The following is an 18,041-nucleotide window of genomic DNA, read 5'->3' on the forward strand; positions in this document are numbered from 1 at the left end:
CAGTCGCCGTGGGTCCCGCCGGGGCGGCGGTGCCGCCGCCCGGGGCGCCGTAGGCTGTTTGCGTGCTCTTGCTCGCTCTGGATACCGCCACCCCCGCCGTCACCGTCGCGCTGCACGACGGGACGGACGTCATCGCCTCGTCGAGCCAGGTGGACGCGCGCCGCCACGGCGAGCTGCTGCTGCCCGCCGTGGACCGCGTCCTCGCCGAGGCCGGCCTCACGCTCGACGCCGTCACCGCGGTCGTCGTCGGCACCGGCCCCGGCCCCTACACCGGGCTGCGCGTCGGCCTGATGACCGCCGACACCTTCGGGCTCGCCCTCGGCGTCCCCGTCTACGGCGTGTGCACCCTCGACGGCCTCGCCCACGCCTCCGGCCTCGCCGCGGGCCAGGGACCGTTCGTCGTGGCGACGGACGCCCGCCGCAAGGAGGTCTACTGGGCGACCTACGCCGACGCGCGCACCCGGCTGACCGACCCGGCCGTGGACCGGCCGGCGGACATCGCCGAGCGGGTGGCCGGGCTCCCGGCCGTGGGCGCGGGCGCGCTGCTGTACCCCGACACCTTCCCCGTGGCCCACGAGCCGGAGCACGTCTCCGCCGCGGCCCTGGCCCGGCTGGCCGCCGAGCGGCTGGCGGCCGGCGAGGAGCTGCCCCGGCCGCGCCCGCTGTACCTGCGCCGGCCGGACGCCCAGGTCCCCAAGAATTACAAGGTGGTCACCCCCAAGTGACCGAGCCCGTGACTCCTCGCCTGCGCGAGATGCGCTGGTGGGACATCGACCCCGTGCTGGAGCTGGAGAGGAACCTCTTCCCCGAGGACGCCTGGTCCCGGGGCATGTTCTGGTCCGAGCTGGCGCACGCCCGCGGCCCGGAGGCCACCCGGCGGTACGTGGTGGCCGAGGCCGGCGAGCGGCTGGTCGGCTACGCGGGCCTCGCCTCCTCCGGTGAGCTGGCCGACGTCCAGACCATCGCCGTCGCCCGCGACCACTGGGGCACCGGGCTCGGCGGGCGCCTGCTCACCGAGCTGCTGCGGGCGGCCACGACCTTCGAGTGCGCCGAGGTGATGCTCGAGTGCCGGGTCGACAACGTCCGCGCGCAGAAGCTGTACGAGCGGTTCGGCTTCGAGCCGATCGGCTTCCGGCGCGGCTACTACCAACCGGGCAACGTGGACGCGCTGGTGATGCGCCTGACCGACCCGGCCACCTCCGTGAACGGCGTACAAGGAACCGAGACCCATGGCTGACTCACGGGACGAGCCCCTCGTCCTCGGCATCGAGACCTCCTGCGACGAGACCGGCGTCGGCGTCGTGCGCGGCACCACCCTGCTGGCCGACGCCGTCGCCTCCAGCGTCGACGAGCACGCCCGCTTCGGCGGCGTGGTGCCCGAGGTCGCCTCCCGGGCCCACCTGGAGGCCATGGTCCCGACCATCGACCGCGCCCTGAAGGAGGCGGGCGTGTCGGCCCGCGACCTCGACGGCATCGCGGTGACGGCGGGCCCCGGCCTGGCCGGCGCCCTGCTGGTGGGCGTCTCGGCGGCCAAGGCGTACGCCTACGCCCTCGGCAAGCCCCTGTACGGCGTGAACCACCTCGCCTCCCACATCTGCGTGGACCAGCTGGAGCACGGCCCGCTGCCGGAGCCGACCATGGCGCTGCTGGTGTCCGGCGGCCACAGCTCCCTGCTGCTGTCCGCCGACATCACCTCGGACGTCCGCCCGCTCGGCGCGACCATCGACGACGCGGCCGGCGAGGCGTTCGACAAGATCGCGCGCGTGCTGGACCTGGGCTTCCCCGGCGGTCCGGTCATCGACCGCTACGCGCGCGAGGGCGACCCGGGCGCGATCGCCTTCCCGCGCGGCCTGACCGGCCCGCGCGACCCGGCCTACGACTTCTCCTTCTCCGGCCTGAAGACCGCGGTGGCCCGCTGGATCGAGGCCAGGCGGGCCGCGGGCGAGGACGTCCCCGTGCGGGACGTGGCGGCGTCCTTCCAGGAGGCCGTGGTCGACGTGCTGACCCGCAAGGCGGTGCGCGCCTGCAAGGACGAGGGCGTCGACCACCTGATGATCGGCGGGGGAGTGGCCGCCAACTCCCGGCTGCGCGCCCTGGCCCAGGAGCGCTGCGAGGCGGCCGGCATCCGGCTGCGGGTGCCGCGCCCCAAGCTGTGCACGGACAACGGCGCGATGGTGGCCGCGCTGGGCGCGGAGATGGTCGCCCGGAACCGGTCCGCCTCCGACTGGGACCTGTCGGCCGACTCGTCCCTGCCGGTGACGGACCCGCACGTGCCGGGCCGCAACCACGCGCAGACGCACGGACACGACCACGACCACGACCACGTGCACGAGCTCGGTGAGGAGAACCTGTACTCGTGACGGTCGCCCTGATGTGGGAGGCGCGGGCGGTCGACGGGCGCGGCGCCGACCTGCTCGCCTGGGCGCGCGCCCAGCACCTCGCCGGGACCCCGCTGCGCCGGGAGACCTTCCGTGCCCCGCAGGACCGCGTCCTGGTCATCACCTGGTGGGACGCGCCCTACGACGCCGAACTCCCGGAACTGCCCGAGCCGGACGGCGCGCTGGTCGGCCGCCCGGTGCACCGGTGGCGGTTCGAGACGGTGGACTGAGGCGGGCAGGGGACCGGCTCCGGCGGTGGACCGAGACGGGCCGCGGCCCGGCTTCGGCGGTGGGCCGAGACGCGCGGGGAGGCGCGGCCCGGCAGCGCTCCCTCCACCGCCGGGCCGCCCTCCTCCCCCGCAAGGACGCCTGGACCACCCCGCCCAGGCGCCCGTGCCGGCGGCCGAAGGCGCAGGGGCGGCCGGTCAGCGGGACCCGGACCACCGCAACGCCGGTCGCCACCAGCACGTCCGGCAACTCGCCCGTCATGGAACTCCTGTACCGGGCCGGTGAGTCACCGAGTCGGTGACGAGGCCCCGGGCGAATGTTTCGATGAGTAGGTCGAATGTTCCGGGAACCTATGGCGCCGCCAGGGGTTCGTCAAGAGGTCGCGCGGGGATACGATCGCGGCCATGAGACCCCCCGAGCCCGCTGAGACGCGGACGACCACAGCGCAGGACCGGTCGGCGACGCCTGCGCAAGAACGATCGGCGCCACGGGCCGAGGGCCGGGCGGCGCAGACCGCCACCCTCGCGGAGATCGCCCGCGAGGCCGGTGTGTCCGCGCCGACTGTTTCGAAGGTCCTCAACGGCCGCGCCGACGTCGCCCCCGCGACCCGGACCCGCGTCGAGGAGCTGCTGCGTGCCCACGGCTACCGGCGCCGGCGTGCCGAGGCGACCCGCTCGCCCCTGCTCGACCTGGTCTTCCACGAGCTGGAGAGCGCCTGGGCGATGGAGGTCATCCGGGGCGTGGAGAACGTGGCGCGGGACGCGGGGCTCAGTGTGGTGCTCAGCGAGAGCGCGGGGCGGCTGACCCCGGGCCGGACCTGGGCCGACCAGGTCGCCGCGCGTCGCCCGCACGGCGTGGTGCTGGTGCTGTCCGAGCTCGACGAGTCCCAGCGCGCGCTGCTCACCAGCCGCTCCATCCCCTTCGTGGTGATGGATCCGGCCGGCGACCCGGGCGCCGACGTGCCCTCGATCGGCGCGACCAACTGGCAGGGCGGCCTCGCCGCCACCCGGCACCTGGTCGACCTCGGCCACCGGCGGATCGGCGCGATCAGCGGGCCCCCGGCGATGATGTGCAGCCGGGCCCGCATCGACGGCTACCGGGCCGCCCTGGAGACCGCCGGGCTGCCGGTCGACCCGGGGCTGATCAAGACGGGTGACTTCCACCACGAGACCGGCTACCGGCTCGGCCGCGAGCTGCTCTCCCGCCCCGACCGCCCCACCGCGGTCTTCGCCGGCAACGACCTCCAGGCGCTCGGCCTGTACGAGGCCGCCCGTGAGCTGGGCCTGCGCATCCCGGAGGACGTCAGCGTGGTCGGCTTCGACGACCTGCCGGTGGCCCGCTGGGTCGGCCCGCCGCTGACGACCGTACGGCAGCCGCTGACCGAGATGGCCGAGGCGGCGGCCCGGCTGGTGCTGGAACTCGGCCGCGCCGACGAGGCCTCGGCCGCGACCCGGGTGGAGCTGGCGACGAGCCTGGTGGTGCGGGCGAGCACGGGGGCGCCGGGGGCCGAGTGAGCGGGAGGGGCCCGCGTCCACGCTGGTGCCCGGAGTCAGGTCGGTGCCGGGGAGGAAACCGGTGCGCGGGTGAAGCCGGTGGCCGAAAGATGACGTATTGACGGGTGGGGCGGGCCCCTCCACACTCCTGCGAAGTCAATCGGTTGAACGGCCGAAACTTTCGGAGGCACCCGCCATGAGATCCTCCAGCACCTCCCTGCGCACCCGGCTCGCCGCCCTGTGCGCGGGCGTGGCCGCCACGGCCGCCCTGATCGCCGCGGGCGGCGGCAGCGCCCACGCCGCCGACACCCCGCTGCGCGACCTCGCCGCCGCGAAGGGCAAGGTCATCGGCACCGCGGTCACCGGCTCCAAGCTGACCGGCACCTACGGCGACCTGGCCGGCTCCCAGTTCGGCTCGCTGACCCCCGGCAACGCCATGAAGTGGGAGTCGGTCGAGCCGGCCCGGGGGACCTTCGACTGGACCGAGGCCGACCAGATCGTCGCCTTCGCCCAGGCCCACGGGCAGCAGGTGCGCGGCCACACCCTGGTCTGGCACAACCAGAACCCGGGCTGGCTGACCAACGGCAGCTGGACGTCCGCCCAGCTCGCCACCCTGCTGCAGGACCACATCAGCACCGAGGTCGGCCGCTACAAGGGCAGGATCGCCGCCTGGGACGTCGTGAACGAGCCGTTCAACGAGGACGGCACCTACCGCACCAGCCTCTGGTACAACGGCCTCGGCACCGACTACATCGCCAACGCCCTGACCTGGGCCCACGCCGCCGACCCGGCCGCCAAGCTCTACATCAACGACTACAACGTCGAGGGCGTCAACGCGAAGTCCACGGCGCTGTACAACCTGGTCAAGTCGCTGAAGGAGCGCGGCGTCCCGATCGACGGGGTCGGGTTGCAGGCGCACCTGATCCTGGGCCAGGTGCCCTCCACCCTCCAGCAGAACATCCAGCGCTTCGCCGACCTGGGCGTCGACGTGGCGATCACCGAGCTGGACGTGCGCATGGCGCTGCCCGCCGACAGCGCCAAGCTGGCCCAGCAGGCCGCCGACTACAAGGCGGTGACGGCCGCGTGCGTGGCGGTGACGCGCTGCGTCAACCTCACCGTGTGGGGCTTCGCCGACTCCGACTCCTGGGTGGAGGGCACCTTCCCGGGCTACGGGGCCGCGACGCCGTACGACGCCACCTACGCGCCGAAACCGGCCTACTACGCGATCGCGGAAGCCCTCGGCGGCACGACGACCACCCCGCCGACCGGCGCCTGCTCGGCCACGTACAGCGTCGTCAACCAGTGGAACACCGGGTTCACCGGCCAGGTGCGGATCGCCTGCTCGGGGGCCGCGCTGTCGTCGTGGAAGGCGACGTGGACGTACGGCGCCGGGCAGCAGGTCACCCAGGCGTGGAACGCCTCCTGCACCCAGTCGGGCGCGGCCGTCACGTGCACCAACGCCTCCTACAACGGCACGGTCCCGGACGGCGGTTCGGTCACCTTCGGCTTCAACGGCACGTGGAACGGGGGCAATCCGGTGCCGACCGTGACGCTGGGCTGAACGTGAGATTCCCGCAAGAAAGCCGGACCGGGCCGCCGTTCCTCACAGCGCCCTCATAATTCGGACGTACGTTCCTGCTGTGACGCGACACGAGGAGCAGGGCGAAGACGGCGAACTCGGCGAACTCGGCGGACACGGCGCACTCGGCGGACGACGAGGCCGGCGGCCGGTCCTGTGGAAGGCCGCCGGGCTCACCCTGGCGGGTGCCCTGGTCCTGGGCGTGGCGGCGGCGGGCTGGGCCTACCGGCACCTCGACGACAACATCACCGGCGTCGACATCGACGGCGCGCTCGGCGACGACCGCCCGGCCAGGGCGGTCACCGCCCCCTCGGCGTCCGGGGCCGACGCCACCCCGCTGCCGACCGGGGCCCTCACCCTCCTGGTCCTCGGCTCCGACTCGCGCAGCGGCAAGGAGAACAAGGCGCTCGGGGGCGGCGACAGCGGCGGCGCCCGCTCCGACACGGCGATGGTGGTGCACGTCGACGCGGGGCGCAGGAGCGCGACCCTGGTGAGCATCCCGCGCGACACCCTGGTGACCCGGCCGTCCTGCCCGCGGACCTCCGGCGGGCCGACGTCGGTCGCGCACGGCGTCATGTTCAACACCGCCTACGAGGTGGGCGGTCCGGTGTGCGCGGTCAAGACCGTCGAGTCGCTCACCGGTGTGCGCATGGACCACTACGTCGAGGTCGACTTCTCGGGGTTCGCCCGCATCGTCGACGCGCTCGGCGGGGTCACCGTCACCACGGACCAGGACATCGACGACGACGACAGCCACCTGCACCTGGCGGCCGGCACCCACCACCTCGACGGCACGACCGCCCTCGCGCTGGCACGCACCCGGCACGGCATAGGCGACGGCAGCGACCTGGGACGCATAGGGCTCCAGCAGAAGCTGGTGAAGGCCCTGCTCGACCAGATCGCGCACGCCGGCCTGCTGACCGACCCGGCCCGGCTGTACCGGGTCGCCGACGCGCTCACCGCCGGCCTCACCACGGACACCGGCCTGGACTCGCTGGGCGAGCTGACGAAGCTGGGCCGGAGCCTGGAGGGCCTCACCTCCGGTGGTGTGACGACGGTGACCATGCCGGTGGTCACGGCCCCCTCCGACCCCAACCGGGTGGTGGCGAAGCAGCCGCAGGCGCGGCAGCTGTGGCAGTCGCTGCGGTAGCCCGGACGGGACGCGGGCCGGCCGTCCCGGCCGCCGGAAAAAACGTCCGGGGAATTTCCGGGCCTCGTGTCGATCCCGCCGCGCGCCGATCGACGTAGGTGTGGAAGGCGGGGACGGACCCCGCCGCCGACCCGAGGAGTCACCATGCCGCGCTACCTGTCCCTCGTGAAGATCGACGAGGCGTCCGCCCCCGCCGAGGGCCCGAGCCCCGAGCTGATGCAGCGGATGGGCGAGCTGATCGAGGAGATCACCAGGGCCGGGGTGATGCTCGACACCGCCGGCCTCACGCCGTCCGCGCAGGGCACGCGGGTGCACTGGGAGGGCGGCGAGCTGTCGGTGACGGACGGGCCGTTCACCGAGGCCAAGGAGGTCGTCGGCGGCTACGCGATCATGCAGTGCAAGGACCGGGCCGAGGCGCTGGAGTGGACCAAGCGGTTTCTGAAGGTGCACGAGCCGTTCTGGACGGTGACGTGCGAGGTCCGCGAGATCGCGGAGGGCTGACCTCCGCTTGGCTCGCCGCCGCTCGGGGTGTTCGATGGTGGGCTGTGGAACGACAGCCCACCGCCGCCGCCCCCGAGCGCGGCCGCCCCGGTACCGACGACTCGCGCCGGGCCATCGAGACCGTGTTCCGGCTGGAGTCCCCGCGCGTCGTCGCCGCCGCGGCCCGGGTCGTGCGGGACGTCGGCATCGCCGAGGAGCTGGCGCAGGACGCGCTGGTCGCCGCGCTGGAGCAGTGGCCGCGCGACGGCGTGCCGGACAACCCGGGCGCCTGGCTGACGACCACCGCCCGGCGCCGCGCGGTCGACCTGGTGCGCCGCCGGGAGACCTACGCCCGCAAACTGGCGGAGCTCGGCCGGGACCTGGACACCGTCCAGCCGTTCGAGGAACCCGCCGACCCGGACGACATCGACGACGACCTGCTGCGCCTGGTGTTCACGGCCTGCCACCCGGTGCTGTCGGCCGAGGCCCGCACCGCCCTGGTGCTGCGGCTGCTCGGCGGTCTGTCCACGGCCGAGATCGCACGCGCCTTCCTGGTGCCCGAGCCGACCGTCGCCCAGCGCATCGTCCGCGCCAAGCGCACCCTCGCCCGGCGCAACGTCGCCTTCGAGGTGCCCTACGGCCCCGACCGCGAGGCCCGCCTGGGCTCGGTCCTGGACGTCATCTACCTGATCTTCAACGAGGGGTACGCGGCGACGGCCGGCGACGACTGGCTGCGCCCGGCGCTGTGCGAGGACGCGCTGCGGCTGGCCCGCCGGCTCCAGGGCCTGATGCCGAAGGAGTCCGAGGTGCACGCCCTGGCGGCGCTGCTGGAGTTCCAGGCGTCGCGCACGCCGGCGCGCACCGACCCGGACGGCAGGCCGGTCCTGCTGCGGGACCAGAACCGCCGCCGCTGGAACCGCATGCTCATCACCCGCGGCATCACGGCCCTCGCCCGCGCCGAGTCCGCCGGCTCCGGCCCGCCCGGCCCGTACGCGCTCCAGGCGGCCATCGCCGCGTGCCACGCGCACGCGTACGCCTACGAGGACACCGACTGGCGCACCATCGCCATCCTGTACGGCCTCCTCGCGGTCCGCTCCCCGTCCCCGGTGGTCGAGCTCAACCGCGCGGTGGCCGTGTCGATGGCCGAGGGCCCGGCCGAGGCCCTGGCCCTGGTCGACGCCCTCGCCGGTGAACCGGCCCTGCGCGACTACCACCTGCTGCCCAGCGTCCGCGGCGACCTGCTGACCCGCCTCGGCCGCACGGCGGAGGCCCGCACGGAACTCGAACGCGCGGCGTCCCTCACGTCCAACACCCGGGAACGCGACCTGCTCCTGGAACGGCTGGCTGACCTGGACGCCGAGTCCTGAGCCACGCCGGCGACCAGCGCCCCGGGCACGACCGGCGCCCTGGGGACGACCAGCGCCCTGGGGACGACCAGCGCCCCGGGGACGACGAGCGAGCGCCTGACCGCGGAGGGCGCGCCTGCCCGCGGCGGGCGTGCCGGGGGCCGACGGCGCACTCACGACGACCGGCGCCCCGGAACGGCGTGCGCCTGGCGTACAACCAGCGGGCCGGTACGCGGCGTGCGCGTCGGGGACGATCGGCGCGCCGGAGCACATGGGGAGCGGCACAGGGACGCCGCTGCCCGGAACGGCCCGCGCCCCCTGAATGGCGTGCGCCACGGGGACGGCTGAGGCGCCGGGTCGGCGGGCGCGTGGCAGACGACCAGCGGGCCGGCATGCGGCGTGCGTCTCCGGCATGGCCGGCGTCCGGGAACGGCCGGCGCCCCGGAACGGCCCGCGCCTGGGAGACGGCCGGTGCCCCGGACCGGCCCGCGCCCCGGGGGCGAGGAGCGCCCCGGCGGACTCAGACCGCGGCCGGCCCGCCGATCAGCATCGTCGGGGCGCCCGCCACGCGCGTGAGGAACACCGTCGCCGCGTTCGGGCCCTGCGGCTTGACCTTCCGGCGCAGTTCCTCCGGCTCCACCGCCGAGCCGCGCTTCTTCACGGTGAGCACGCCCACCCCGCGCTCACGGAGCAGCGCCTTCAGCCTCTTGACGTTGAAGGGGAGCTGGTCGGTGATCTCGTACGCGGTGGCGTACGGGGTGGGGCGCAGCGTGTCGGCGGTGACGTAGGCGATGGTCGCGTCGAGCAGGCCGCCGTCCAGTTCCGCGGCCACGTCGGCGACCAGGTGGGCACGGATGACGGCGCCGTCGGGCTCGTAGAGGTAGCGGCCGAGGGGGCGGACCGGCGGGTCGGGCAGGCCGGCGCCGCGCAGGGCGCGGGGACCCGGCAGGAGGGTCGCGCGGACGGCGCCCGGCTCGGTGCCGAACCACAGCACCGCCTCCTTCACGTCCCCGTGGTCCGAGATCCACTCGGCCTCGGCGTCGGCCGGGACCGCCTCGTGCGGGACGCCGGGCGCGATCTTCAGCGCGGCGACCCGGGCCGTGCGGGCCGCCGCGACCGCCCAGGACAGGGGCGGCGAGTACGCCTCCGGGTCGAAGATCCGGCCGCGTCCGCCGCGCCGGGCGGGGTCGACGAAGACCGCGTCGTGACCGGAGGTGTCGACCTCCGTGACGTCGGCCTCGCGCACCTCGATCAGACCGGCGAGACCGAGCGCGTCCGCGTTGGCCCGCGCGGTCGCCGCCGTCGCCGGGTCGCGGTCCACCGCGAGGACCCGGATCCCGGCGCGGGCGAGCGCGATCGCGTCCCCGCCGATGCCGCAGCACAGGTCGGCCACCGAGGTCACGCCCAGCTCCGTCAGCCGCGCGGCCCGGTACGCGGCCACGCTCGCCCGGGTCGACTGCTCGACCCCGTGGGGCGTGAAGAACATCCGGTGCGCGTCCTCGGTGCCGAACTTCGCCACCGCCCGCTGCCGCAGCCGGGCCTGGGCGAGGGCCGCCGAGACCAGCGGCGCGGGGTGGTCGCGGCGCAGCCGGGTGGCGACGGCGAGTTCGTCGGCGGGCGCGGTGCCGCGCACCTCGTCGAGGAGGGCCCGGCCCTCGGGGGTCAGCAGGGGAGCGAGGTCGTTCACCGGCTCATTGTGGGCCAGTCGGAGGACCGTACGCCGCCGGCCGCGGTGTCGGGCCGGGTTCCCCGACGGCGGCTGGGAAGATCCGGCTCCATGCGAGCAGTCGTACAAAACGATGAAAAGCGGAAGGGGGAGTCCATGGGGCGGCCCGGTGCGGGGGGCGGTGGGCGCCGCGGGGCCGGCGCCCGGCGCGTCCTCCTGCTCCTGGCCCTCCTCGCCCTCGCCCCGGCCGGCTGCGGGCGCACGGGGGGCGACGCCCCGGGCGGCGACCCCGCGGCGGGCCAGCAGCCCGAGCAGGCCGGTCCGGCCCGCGCGCTGATGTCGTACGCCGGGAGGCTGCGCGCCGAGCAGGCGGCCCGGGTCGCCGCCGCGAGGCGCTGGGGCCTGCGCCGGGTGCCGCTCCCCGCGCCGGCGCCGCCCGCGCGCAAGCCGCACATCACCACCCGCGAGGGCTTCGAGGTCGACGGGCACGAGGAACTCGGCCTGCCGCCGGTCCTCACCACCGTCCCCACCCGGGACAGGGTCGTCTTCCTCACCATCGACGACGGCGCCGAGAAGGACCCGGCGTTCCTGCGCATGATGAGTGACCTGAAGGTGCCGTACACCGCCTTCCTCTCCGACTTCCTGATCAAGGAGGACTACGGCTACTTCAAGAGGATGCAGGCCGCGGGCGTGACCCTGAACAACCACACGCTGCACCACCCCTACCTGCCGGCGCTGTCCTACGCCCGCCAGAAGGCCGAGATCTGCGGCATGCAGCGCGTCCTTGAGGAGCGGTACGGCAGGCGCCCGACCGTCTTCCGGCCGCCCTACGGCAACTACGACCGGGACACCCTGCGCGCCGCGAAGAGCTGCGGGATCCGCTACGCCGCGCTGTGGGACGAGGAGGTCTTCGTCGACCACTGGGACTACCGCGAGGGCGACCGCGACCTGCACCCCGGCGACATCGTGCTGACCCACTTCCGGGGCCGCAGCGAGTGGAAGGGCACCATGCCCGACATGGTCCGCCGGTTCCTGAACAAGGTCACGGCCAAGGGGTACGCGGTGGCCCGGCTGGAGGACTACCTGTGAGGCCCCGGGGGCTGGCGGCCGCCGCGGCGGCGACCGCACTGCTCGTCCTGGCCGGCTGCGCCCAGTCGGTCGACCCCATCGAACGGCTCGGCAAGAAGGCCGCCGAACGCGTGCACCCGCACGGCGCGGCCGCCGCACCCGCCCACCGGCGCTGGGGCCTGGCCACCCCGCTGGCCCCCGCCCCGCGCCACCCGCTGCCCGGCGGCCCGTCGCGCTCCGCCCCGCCCCGCGTCGTCGACCGGGTCCCCACCCGCGACCCCGTGGTCTTCCTCACCTACGACGACGGCGCCGAACGCGACCCCCGCTTCGTCGACATGGTCCGCGAACTGCGGCTCCCGGTGAGCATGTTCCTCACCGACAGCGTGGTCGGCCCCGGTTACGGCCACTTCGCGCGCCTGCGGGCGGTCGGCGCCGACCTGGAGAACCACACCCTGGACCACGCGGCCCTGCGCGGCCTGCCCCCCGCCGGCCAGCGCGCCGAGATCTGCGGCCAGCAGGACAAGCTCCACGCTCGCTTCGGCGTGCGCCCGCGCCTGTTCCGCCCGCCCTACGGCACGTACGACACGACGACCCTGCGCGCCGCCGCCGACTGCGGCATCACGGCCGTCGTCCTGTGGCGGGCCGCCATGGGGGCCCCCGAGCTCACCTTCACCCACGGCCCGCACCGGCTGCTCCCCGGCGACATCGTCACCGTCGACCCCGACGAGCTGTCCGGCCCGGGGCTGCGGGAGCGCACCACGCGTCTGCTGCGGGCCGTCCAGGGGCAGGGACTGACGGTGGGACATCTGGAGGACTACCTCTGACTACCTCTGAAACCGCCCCGCGGGAGCCCCGGGCACGGGGGTGTCCGGCGCGGACACACCGGGCGTCGTTGGCACTCCGCTTGACCGAGTGCTAATCGCGGTCATAGTCTCGGCTCTGGCACTCCCCACGTGAGAGTGCCAACAACGCGACGGGCAGGTCCGGCACCCGCGACGACGGATCGACCTGGTCGCCACCTCAGACAGTTAACCCCGTGAGATCTCCGAAGGGGGAGGTCGGATCGTGACGACCGCCAGCTCCAAGGTTGCCATCAAGCCGCTCGAGGACCGCATCGTGGTCCAGCCGCTCGACGCCGAGCAGACCACGGCCTCTGGCCTGGTCATCCCGGACACCGCGAAGGAGAAGCCCCAGGAGGGCGCCGTCCTCGCCGTGGGCCCGGGCCGCTTCGAGAACGGAGAGCGCCTGCCGCTCGACGTCAAGGTCGGCGACGTCGTCCTGTACAGCAAGTACGGCGGCACCGAGGTGAAGTACAACGGCGAGGAGTACCTCGTCCTCTCGGCTCGCGACGTGCTCGCGATCATCGAGAAGTAGTTCACCCCGCTTCCTCGTGAAGCGCCTTTGCTAGATCTGCGCCCCTGGCCCCCGCGACCATTAATCAGCCGGGCGCCGGGGGCGCGGCTCATTACACCCGGTTTTTCCGCCCAAGATTTCGAGAGGGCTCCCGCTGTCATGGCGAAGATCCTGAAGTTCGACGAGGACGCCCGTCGCGCCCTCGAGCGCGGCGTCAACAAGCTGGCCGACACGGTCAAGGTGACGATCGGCCCCAAGGGCCGCAACGTCGTCATCGACAAGAAGTTCGGCGCCCCCACCATCACCAACGACGGTGTCACGATCGCCCGTGAGGTCGAGATCGAGGACCCGTACGAGAACCTCGGTGCCCAGCTGGTGAAGGAGGTGGCGACCAAGACCAACGACATCGCGGGTGACGGCACCACCACCGCCACCGTGCTCGCCCAGGCGCTGGTGCGCGAGGGCCTGAAGAACGTCGCCGCCGGTGCCTCCCCGGCCGCCCTGAAGAAGGGCATCGACGCCGCGGTCAAGGCGGTCTCGGAGGACCTGCTCGCCTCGGCCCGCCCGATCGACGAGAAGTCCGACATCGCCGCCGTCGCCGCGCTGTCCGCCCAGGACCAGCAGGTCGGCGAGCTCATCGCCGAGGCGATGGACAAGGTCGGCAAGGACGGTGTCATCACCGTCGAGGAGTCCAACACCTTCGGCCTGGAGCTGGACTTCACCGAGGGCATGGCCTTCGACAAGGGCTACCTGTCGCCGTACTTTGTGACGGACCAGGAGCGCATGGAGGCCGTCCTGGAGGACCCCTACATCCTCATCAACCAGGGCAAGATCTCCTCCATCGCCGACCTGCTGCCGCTGCTGGAGAAGGTCATCCAGACCAACTCCTCCAAGCCGCTGCTGATCATCGCCGAGGACGTCGAGGGCGAGGCCCTGTCGACCCTGGTCGTCAACAAGATCCGCGGCACCTTCAACGCGGTGGCCGTCAAGGCCCCGGGCTTCGGTGACCGCCGCAAGGCGATGCTGCAGGACATGGCCGTCCTGACCGGCGCCACCGTCATCTCCGAGGAGGTCGGCCTCAAGCTCGACCAGGTCGGCATCGACGTGCTCGGCTCCGCCCGCCGCGTCACCGTCACCAAGGACGACACCACCCTCGTCGACGGCGGCGGCAACTCCGCCGACGTCCAGGGCCGCGTCGCGCAGATCAAGGCCGAGATCGAGAACACCGACTCCGACTGGGACCGCGAGAAGCTCCAGGAGCGCCTCGCGAAGCTGGCCGGCGGCGTGTGCGTGATCAAGGTCGGCGCCGCCACCGAGGTGGAGCTGAAGGAGAAGAAGCACCGTCTGGAGGACGCCATCTCCGCGACCCGCGCCGCGGTCGAGGAGGGCATCGTCTCCGGTGGTGGCTCCGCCCTGGTCCACGCCGTCAAGGTCCTCGAGGGCAACCTCGACAAGACCGGCGACGAGGCCACCGGCGTCTCCGTGGTCCGCAAGGCCGCCGTCGAGCCGCTGCGCTGGATCGCCGAGAACGCGGGCCTCGAGGGCTACGTCATCGTCTCCAAGGTCGCCGAGCTCGAGAAGGGCAGCGGCTACAACGCCGCCACCGGCGAGTACGGCGACCTGGTCAAGGCCGGCGTCATCGACCCGGTCAAGGTCACCCGCTCCGCCCTGGAGAACGCCGCCTCCATCGCCTCCCTGCTGCTCACGACCGAGACCCTGGTCGTCGAGAAGAAGGAAGAGGAAGAGCCGGCCGCGGGCCACAGCCACGGGCACTCCCACTGAGCCCTGAGCTGGCCTGAGCTGAACGAACGGTGCCCGGCACCCCTCACGGGGGGTGCCGGGCACCGCGCGTTCCCCCGGCCCCGGGTCACCGCTCCAGCGGCTCCAGCGCCCCCAGTTGCCGCATCAGCCCCAGCTGGTCGTGCTGCCACCACAGCTCGGTGATCTTGCCGTCAGAACCGAAGCCGCACATCGTCATCCCGGTCATGGTGACCCGCTCGCCGGTGGGGGCGATGCCCAGGAAGTCGCCCGTGTGGGTGGCGTTCCAGGTCCAGCGGGCGCAGGCCCGGCCGCTCTGCGCGACCAGGTCCTCGACCGTGAACACGAAGTCGAAGGCGCCGCGCCACATCCGGAACTCGGCGCGCACCGCGTCCAGCCCGATCGTGGGCTCCGGGTTGACCGGATCGACGCTGTGCACGTCCTCGTCGAGCAGGTCGTTGAGCGGGGGCAGGTCACCCGGGGTGGCGAGCACCTCGAAGAACCGCCGCGCGGTGTCCTCGGCGAGCTGCGCGTCGCGCACCACCTCCAGGTCGGTGAACGTCGGCATCTCGTCGCACAGGGCGACCATGTCCCGGAAGACCTCGTCGGTCTCGGGGAGGTTCGAGTTCCGCATCGCCTCCTCGTACGACGGGAACTCCACGATCTCGACGACGTGCGACGCGTCCGAGCGGTCCGTGCCGACCACCGCGTGCGTCGCCGTCCGCTTCCCCCTGGTCTTCTCGACCCACTCGTCCATGAGCCGGTTCATCTCGTCCAGCCGGCTCGTCCTGCACTCGATGAGCTGTACGAAGGTCATGGCACGCCTCCGGTCCCCCGTGGTCGGGTACCGTCGCGCCCATTTTCCCACCGGCGGGCGCACGGCGCCCCCGGTCACCGGCAGCCCGCCCGGGACGGTCTCACTGCGGCCCGTACTTGCGCCCCGTCCGCGACGACAGGCCGCCCAGCATCCCGCGCGGCACCAGCTTCGCCGCGCCCATCAGCGCCTTGTAGCGCGGGTCCGGGATCGACAGCGTCCGCCCGCGGGCCAGGTCGTGCAGCGCCGTCGCGACCACCTTGTCCGCGTCCAGCCACATCCAGCCGGGGATGTTGTCCGTGCCCATCCCGGCCCGCTCGTGGAACTCCGTGCGCACGAACCCGGGGCACAGCGCCATCAGCCGCACCCCGCTGCCCCCGAGGTCCCGCGCCACGCCCTGGGTGAACTGCACGACCCACGCCTTGGAGGCGCCGTACGTCCCGCGCGGCACGAACGCGGCGACCGACGCCACGTTGACGACGCCCCCGCGCCCGCGGTCCCGCATGGACTCCGTCGCCGCCGACGTCAGGCGCAGCACCGCCTCGCAGTGCACCTTGAGCATCCGCAGCTCGTCGGCCAGCGAGACCTCCAGGTAACGGCCCTTGTTGCCGAAGCCGGCGTTGTTGACCAGCAGGTCGACGGGGTGGCGCCGGTCGCCGAGCCGGGCGGTGACCGCCTCGATGCCCGCGTCGGCCGCCAGGTCGGCCGTCAGCACCTCCGCCTCGATGCCGTGCCGGTCGTGCAGTTCGGTCGCCTGCTCCCGCAGCCGCTTGGTGTCCCGTGCGACGAGCACCAGGTCGTGCCCGTCCGCCGCCAGCCGCCGCGCGAACGCGGCACCGATGCCCGCGGTCGATCCCGTAATCAGAGCCGTTGTCATGGCAGCAGCGTAGTGACCCGGAGTGCCGGCGTCCGGTCCGCACGGGCCCGTCCCACCAGGTGGGAAGCGGTGCCCCGCCCCGGGTGACGCGGGCTCAGCCGCCGTGCCGCGCGACGTACTTCCGCGCCTGCGCCAGCGCCTCCGGGTGCAGCGCCCCGCCCGCGTCCAGCAGCCGCGGCAGCAGGTCCCGCTCGGTGGTCGTGGCGCGGAACTCCATCCGGGCGGTCACCCCGTGCGCGGGCCGGTGCACGACCCGTATCGCGTCCCCCGCGCGGATCTCGCCCGGCACGATCACCCGCAGGTACGCGCCCGTCGCGCCCTTCTGCGTGAACCGCTTGACCCAGCCCCGCTCGCCCAGGTGGCCCTGGAACGTCCGGCACGGGATCCGGCCGCCCGTCACCTCCAGCACCAGCCCGGCCCCCACCTGCCAGCGCTCGCCGATCAGCGCGTCCGACACGTCGAGCCCCTCGGTGGTGAGGTTCTCGCCGAACGAGCCGTTCGCCAGCGGGCGCCCCAGCTCGCGCTCCCACGCGTCGAGGTCCTCGCGCGCGACGGCGTACACCGCCTGGTCGTCCCCGCCGTGGTGGCGCAGGTCGCACACCGTGTCCCCGGCCAGGCCGCTGCCCCCGGTGCCCTTGGGGCCGGGCGCCGTGACCAGCACGGGGTGGTCGACGGGCCGCTTGTCGATCCCGGTCAGGCCCTGCGGCTGGTCGGTGTACGGCACGGCCACGGCCCGGCCCAGGTTCAGGGAGAGAAGCCTCATGCCCGCACGGTAGGCGGGCCGGGGTCAAAGCGTCCACGCATTATTCGGCGCGCGGCCCAAGCCTGGCTTATGCTCGGGGGGTGATCGAGGCCCGTCATCTCCGTGTGCTGCGCGCCGTCGCCGCCACGGGCTCCTTCTCCGCGGCGGGACGCGAGCTGGGCTGCACCCAGCCCGCCGTCAGCCAGCAGATGAAGGCCCTGGAGGCGTCCGTCGGCACGCCCCTGCTGGTGCGCACCGGACGCGAGATGCGCCTGACCCAGGCGGGCGAGGCCCTCGTCCGGCACGCGTCCGGCATCCTCGCCGGTCTGACCGCGGCCGAGGAGGAGGTCGCCGCGATCGCCGGACTGCGCGCCGGCCGGGTCCGGCTGGTGTCGTTCCCGAGCGGCAGCTCGACCCTCGTCCCCACCGCCCTGGCCGCCCTGCGCGCCGCCCACCCCGGCACCCGCGTCTCCTTGGAGGAGGCCGAGCCGCCCGAGTCGGTGGACAAGCTGCGCGCCGGCGACTGCGACGTCGCCCTCGCCTTCCGCTACGAGAGGCCGGCCGGCGCCGAGCGCGCCCCGGGCCCCGAGGAGTGGGACGACCTGGTCGTACGGCCGCTGCTGACCGACCGTCTGGTCGGGCTCGTGCCCGAGCGGCACCGGCTGGCCGCCGCCGGGTCCGTCGCCATCGGGGACCTGGCCGACGAGCCGTGGATCGCGGGGTGCCCGCGCTGCCGGGGCCAGTTGGTGCAGGTGTGCGAGGGCGCGGGCTTCACGCCGCGCATCGACTTCGCCACCGACGACTACCCGGCCGTGGTGGGCCTGGTCGGCGCCGGTCTCGGCGTGGCCGTCCTGCCGCAGCTGGCCGTCGCCTCCGTACGCCCGCGCGGTGCGCGCACGGTGACGCTGGAACCGGCGGTGCGCCGCGAGATCGTCGCGCTGACCCTGCCCGACCTGGCGCAGGTGCCGGCGGTGGCGGCGACGCTGGGTGAACTGCAGCGGGCGGCGCGGCCGCGCTGAGCGCGGGGACCCACGTCGTCCGAAGACGACTCCGGCGGAAAAAGACACGGAGGGCATCCCGACCTGACGTCCGGGATGCCCTCCGCCGGC

18 protein-coding genes are annotated in these 18,041 nt (G+C 73.9%); 14 read left to right on the forward strand and 4 right to left on the reverse strand.

Translation table 11 applies throughout. The features are described 5' to 3' along the window. The first annotated feature begins 62 nt into the window (after window positions 1-62). The 9 genes from tsaB (at window position 63) to E4U91_RS20920 (ending at window position 8,675) form a co-directional block, all read left to right on the forward strand. Window positions 63-725: a tRNA (adenosine(37)-N6)-threonylcarbamoyltransferase complex dimerization subunit type 1 TsaB gene (gene tsaB, locus E4U91_RS20880; protein WP_137308239.1), complete on the forward strand. Its 663-nt coding sequence runs from the start codon at window positions 63-65 to the stop codon at window positions 723-725. Beyond that, complete coding sequence (rimI, locus tag E4U91_RS20885) at window positions 722-1,237, forward strand: ribosomal protein S18-alanine N-acetyltransferase (protein ID WP_168218138.1); 516 nt, start codon at window positions 722-724, stop codon at window positions 1,235-1,237. Before tsaB ends, rimI begins: the two co-directional genes overlap by 4 nt. Then, the gene (tsaD, locus tag E4U91_RS20890) at window positions 1,230-2,360 is read left to right on the forward strand and encodes a tRNA (adenosine(37)-N6)-threonylcarbamoyltransferase complex transferase subunit TsaD (RefSeq protein WP_137308240.1); all 1,131 of its coding nucleotides are present in this window, start codon (window positions 1,230-1,232) and stop codon (window positions 2,358-2,360) included. Before rimI ends, tsaD begins: the two co-directional genes overlap by 8 nt. Further along, a complete protein-coding gene (locus tag E4U91_RS20895; RefSeq protein ID WP_137308241.1) occupies window positions 2,357-2,608 on the forward strand; it encodes a hypothetical protein in 252 nt (83 codons plus the stop codon). Before tsaD ends, E4U91_RS20895 begins: the two co-directional genes overlap by 4 nt. A gap of 402 nt (window positions 2,609-3,010) precedes the next feature. Beyond that, window positions 3,011-4,120: a LacI family DNA-binding transcriptional regulator gene (locus tag E4U91_RS20900; protein ID WP_137308242.1), complete on the forward strand. Its 1,110-nt coding sequence runs from the start codon at window positions 3,011-3,013 to the stop codon at window positions 4,118-4,120. 175 nt (window positions 4,121-4,295) lie between these two features. Beyond that, window positions 4,296-5,660 carry a glycoside hydrolase family 10 protein gene (locus E4U91_RS20905; RefSeq protein WP_137308243.1) on the forward strand — a complete coding sequence of 455 codons (1,365 nt, stop codon included), beginning with the start codon at window positions 4,296-4,298 and terminating at the stop codon, window positions 5,658-5,660. Window positions 5,661-5,739: 79 nt separating this feature from the next. Then, window positions 5,740-6,828 carry an LCP family protein gene (locus tag E4U91_RS20910; protein WP_137308244.1) on the forward strand — a complete coding sequence of 363 codons (1,089 nt, stop codon included), beginning with the start codon at window positions 5,740-5,742 and terminating at the stop codon, window positions 6,826-6,828. A 144-nt stretch (window positions 6,829-6,972) separates the two neighbouring features. Continuing rightward, the gene (locus tag E4U91_RS20915; RefSeq protein WP_137308245.1) at window positions 6,973-7,329 is read left to right on the forward strand and encodes a YciI family protein; all 357 of its coding nucleotides are present in this window, start codon (window positions 6,973-6,975) and stop codon (window positions 7,327-7,329) included. Between the two features lie 44 nt (window positions 7,330-7,373). After that, a complete protein-coding gene (locus E4U91_RS20920) occupies window positions 7,374-8,675 on the forward strand; it encodes an RNA polymerase sigma factor (RefSeq protein ID WP_137308246.1) in 1,302 nt (433 codons plus the stop codon). A 499-nt stretch (window positions 8,676-9,174) separates the two neighbouring features. On the opposite strand, the gene E4U91_RS20925 is transcribed toward E4U91_RS20920, so the two are convergent. Next, window positions 9,175-10,341 (reverse strand): THUMP-like domain-containing protein, encoded by a 1,167-nt coding sequence (locus tag E4U91_RS20925; protein WP_241678641.1) that lies wholly within the window; start codon window positions 10,339-10,341, stop codon window positions 9,175-9,177. A 90-nt stretch (window positions 10,342-10,431) separates the two neighbouring features. Here E4U91_RS20925 and E4U91_RS20930 point away from each other — a divergent pair, with 90 nt between their 5' ends. From E4U91_RS20930 to groL, 4 genes are all read left to right on the forward strand, one after another. Further along, on the forward strand, window positions 10,432-11,409 hold the full coding sequence (locus E4U91_RS20930; protein ID WP_137308248.1) for a polysaccharide deacetylase family protein: 978 nt from the start codon (window positions 10,432-10,434) through the stop codon (window positions 11,407-11,409). Next, the gene (locus tag E4U91_RS20935; protein WP_137308249.1) at window positions 11,406-12,212 is read left to right on the forward strand and encodes a polysaccharide deacetylase family protein; all 807 of its coding nucleotides are present in this window, start codon (window positions 11,406-11,408) and stop codon (window positions 12,210-12,212) included. The genes E4U91_RS20930 and E4U91_RS20935 overlap by 4 nt, the downstream gene beginning before the upstream one ends. 241 nt (window positions 12,213-12,453) lie before the next feature. Beyond that, a complete protein-coding gene (gene groES, locus E4U91_RS20940; RefSeq protein WP_039652762.1) occupies window positions 12,454-12,762 on the forward strand; it encodes a co-chaperone GroES in 309 nt (102 codons plus the stop codon). A gap of 138 nt (window positions 12,763-12,900) precedes the next feature. Further along, entirely contained in the window at window positions 12,901-14,523 is a 1,623-nt protein-coding gene (gene groL, locus E4U91_RS20945; protein ID WP_137308250.1) for a chaperonin GroEL, read from the forward strand. Between the two features lie 85 nt (window positions 14,524-14,608). Here groL and E4U91_RS20950 read toward each other — a convergent pair whose 3' ends face one another. The 3 genes from E4U91_RS20950 to E4U91_RS20960 form a co-directional block, all read right to left on the reverse strand. Further along, the gene (locus E4U91_RS20950) at window positions 14,609-15,316 is read right to left on the reverse strand and encodes an ester cyclase (RefSeq protein WP_137308251.1); all 708 of its coding nucleotides are present in this window, start codon (window positions 15,314-15,316) and stop codon (window positions 14,609-14,611) included. A gap of 100 nt (window positions 15,317-15,416) precedes the next feature. Further along, the gene (locus E4U91_RS20955) at window positions 15,417-16,190 is read right to left on the reverse strand and encodes an SDR family NAD(P)-dependent oxidoreductase (RefSeq protein WP_137308252.1); all 774 of its coding nucleotides are present in this window, start codon (window positions 16,188-16,190) and stop codon (window positions 15,417-15,419) included. Between the two features lie 94 nt (window positions 16,191-16,284). Continuing rightward, the gene (locus tag E4U91_RS20960) at window positions 16,285-16,953 is read right to left on the reverse strand and encodes an MOSC domain-containing protein (protein ID WP_137308253.1); all 669 of its coding nucleotides are present in this window, start codon (window positions 16,951-16,953) and stop codon (window positions 16,285-16,287) included. An 80-nt stretch (window positions 16,954-17,033) separates the two neighbouring features. On the opposite strand from E4U91_RS20960, the gene E4U91_RS20965 reads away from it, so the two are divergent. Continuing rightward, window positions 17,034-17,951, forward strand: coding sequence for a LysR family transcriptional regulator (locus E4U91_RS20965; protein WP_137308254.1), 918 nt, complete (start codon window positions 17,034-17,036; stop codon window positions 17,949-17,951). Window positions 17,952-18,041: the final 90 nt, after the last annotated feature.

The sequence above is a fragment of the Streptomyces lasalocidi genome (assembly GCF_005280215.1).
Classification (GTDB): domain Bacteria; phylum Actinomycetota; class Actinomycetes; order Streptomycetales; family Streptomycetaceae; genus Streptomyces; species Streptomyces longwoodensis.

What these genes read in the sequence shown, in the direction of transcription:
- tsaD (WP_137308240.1), top strand. Translation starts at nt 1,230, where the DNA reads ATGGCTGACTCACGGGACGAGCCCCTCGTCCTCGGCATCGAGACCTCC.
- E4U91_RS20900 (WP_137308242.1), top strand. Translation starts at nt 3,011, where the DNA reads ATGAGACCCCCCGAGCCCGCTGAGACGCGGACGACCACAGCGCAGGAC.
- E4U91_RS20905 (WP_137308243.1), top strand. Translation starts at nt 4,296, where the DNA reads ATGAGATCCTCCAGCACCTCCCTGCGCACCCGGCTCGCCGCCCTGTGC.
- E4U91_RS20915 (WP_137308245.1), top strand. Translation starts at nt 6,973, where the DNA reads ATGCCGCGCTACCTGTCCCTCGTGAAGATCGACGAGGCGTCCGCCCCC.
- E4U91_RS20930 (WP_137308248.1), top strand. Translation starts at nt 10,432, where the DNA reads ATGCGAGCAGTCGTACAAAACGATGAAAAGCGGAAGGGGGAGTCCATG.
- groL (WP_137308250.1), top strand. Translation starts at nt 12,901, where the DNA reads ATGGCGAAGATCCTGAAGTTCGACGAGGACGCCCGTCGCGCCCTCGAG.
- E4U91_RS20950 (WP_137308251.1), bottom strand. Translation starts at nt 15,316, where the DNA reads ATGACCTTCGTACAGCTCATCGAGTGCAGGACGAGCCGGCTGGACGAG.
- E4U91_RS20955 (WP_137308252.1), bottom strand. Translation starts at nt 16,190, where the DNA reads ATGACAACGGCTCTGATTACGGGATCGACCGCGGGCATCGGTGCCGCG.
- E4U91_RS20960 (WP_137308253.1), bottom strand. Translation starts at nt 16,953, where the DNA reads ATGAGGCTTCTCTCCCTGAACCTGGGCCGGGCCGTGGCCGTGCCGTAC.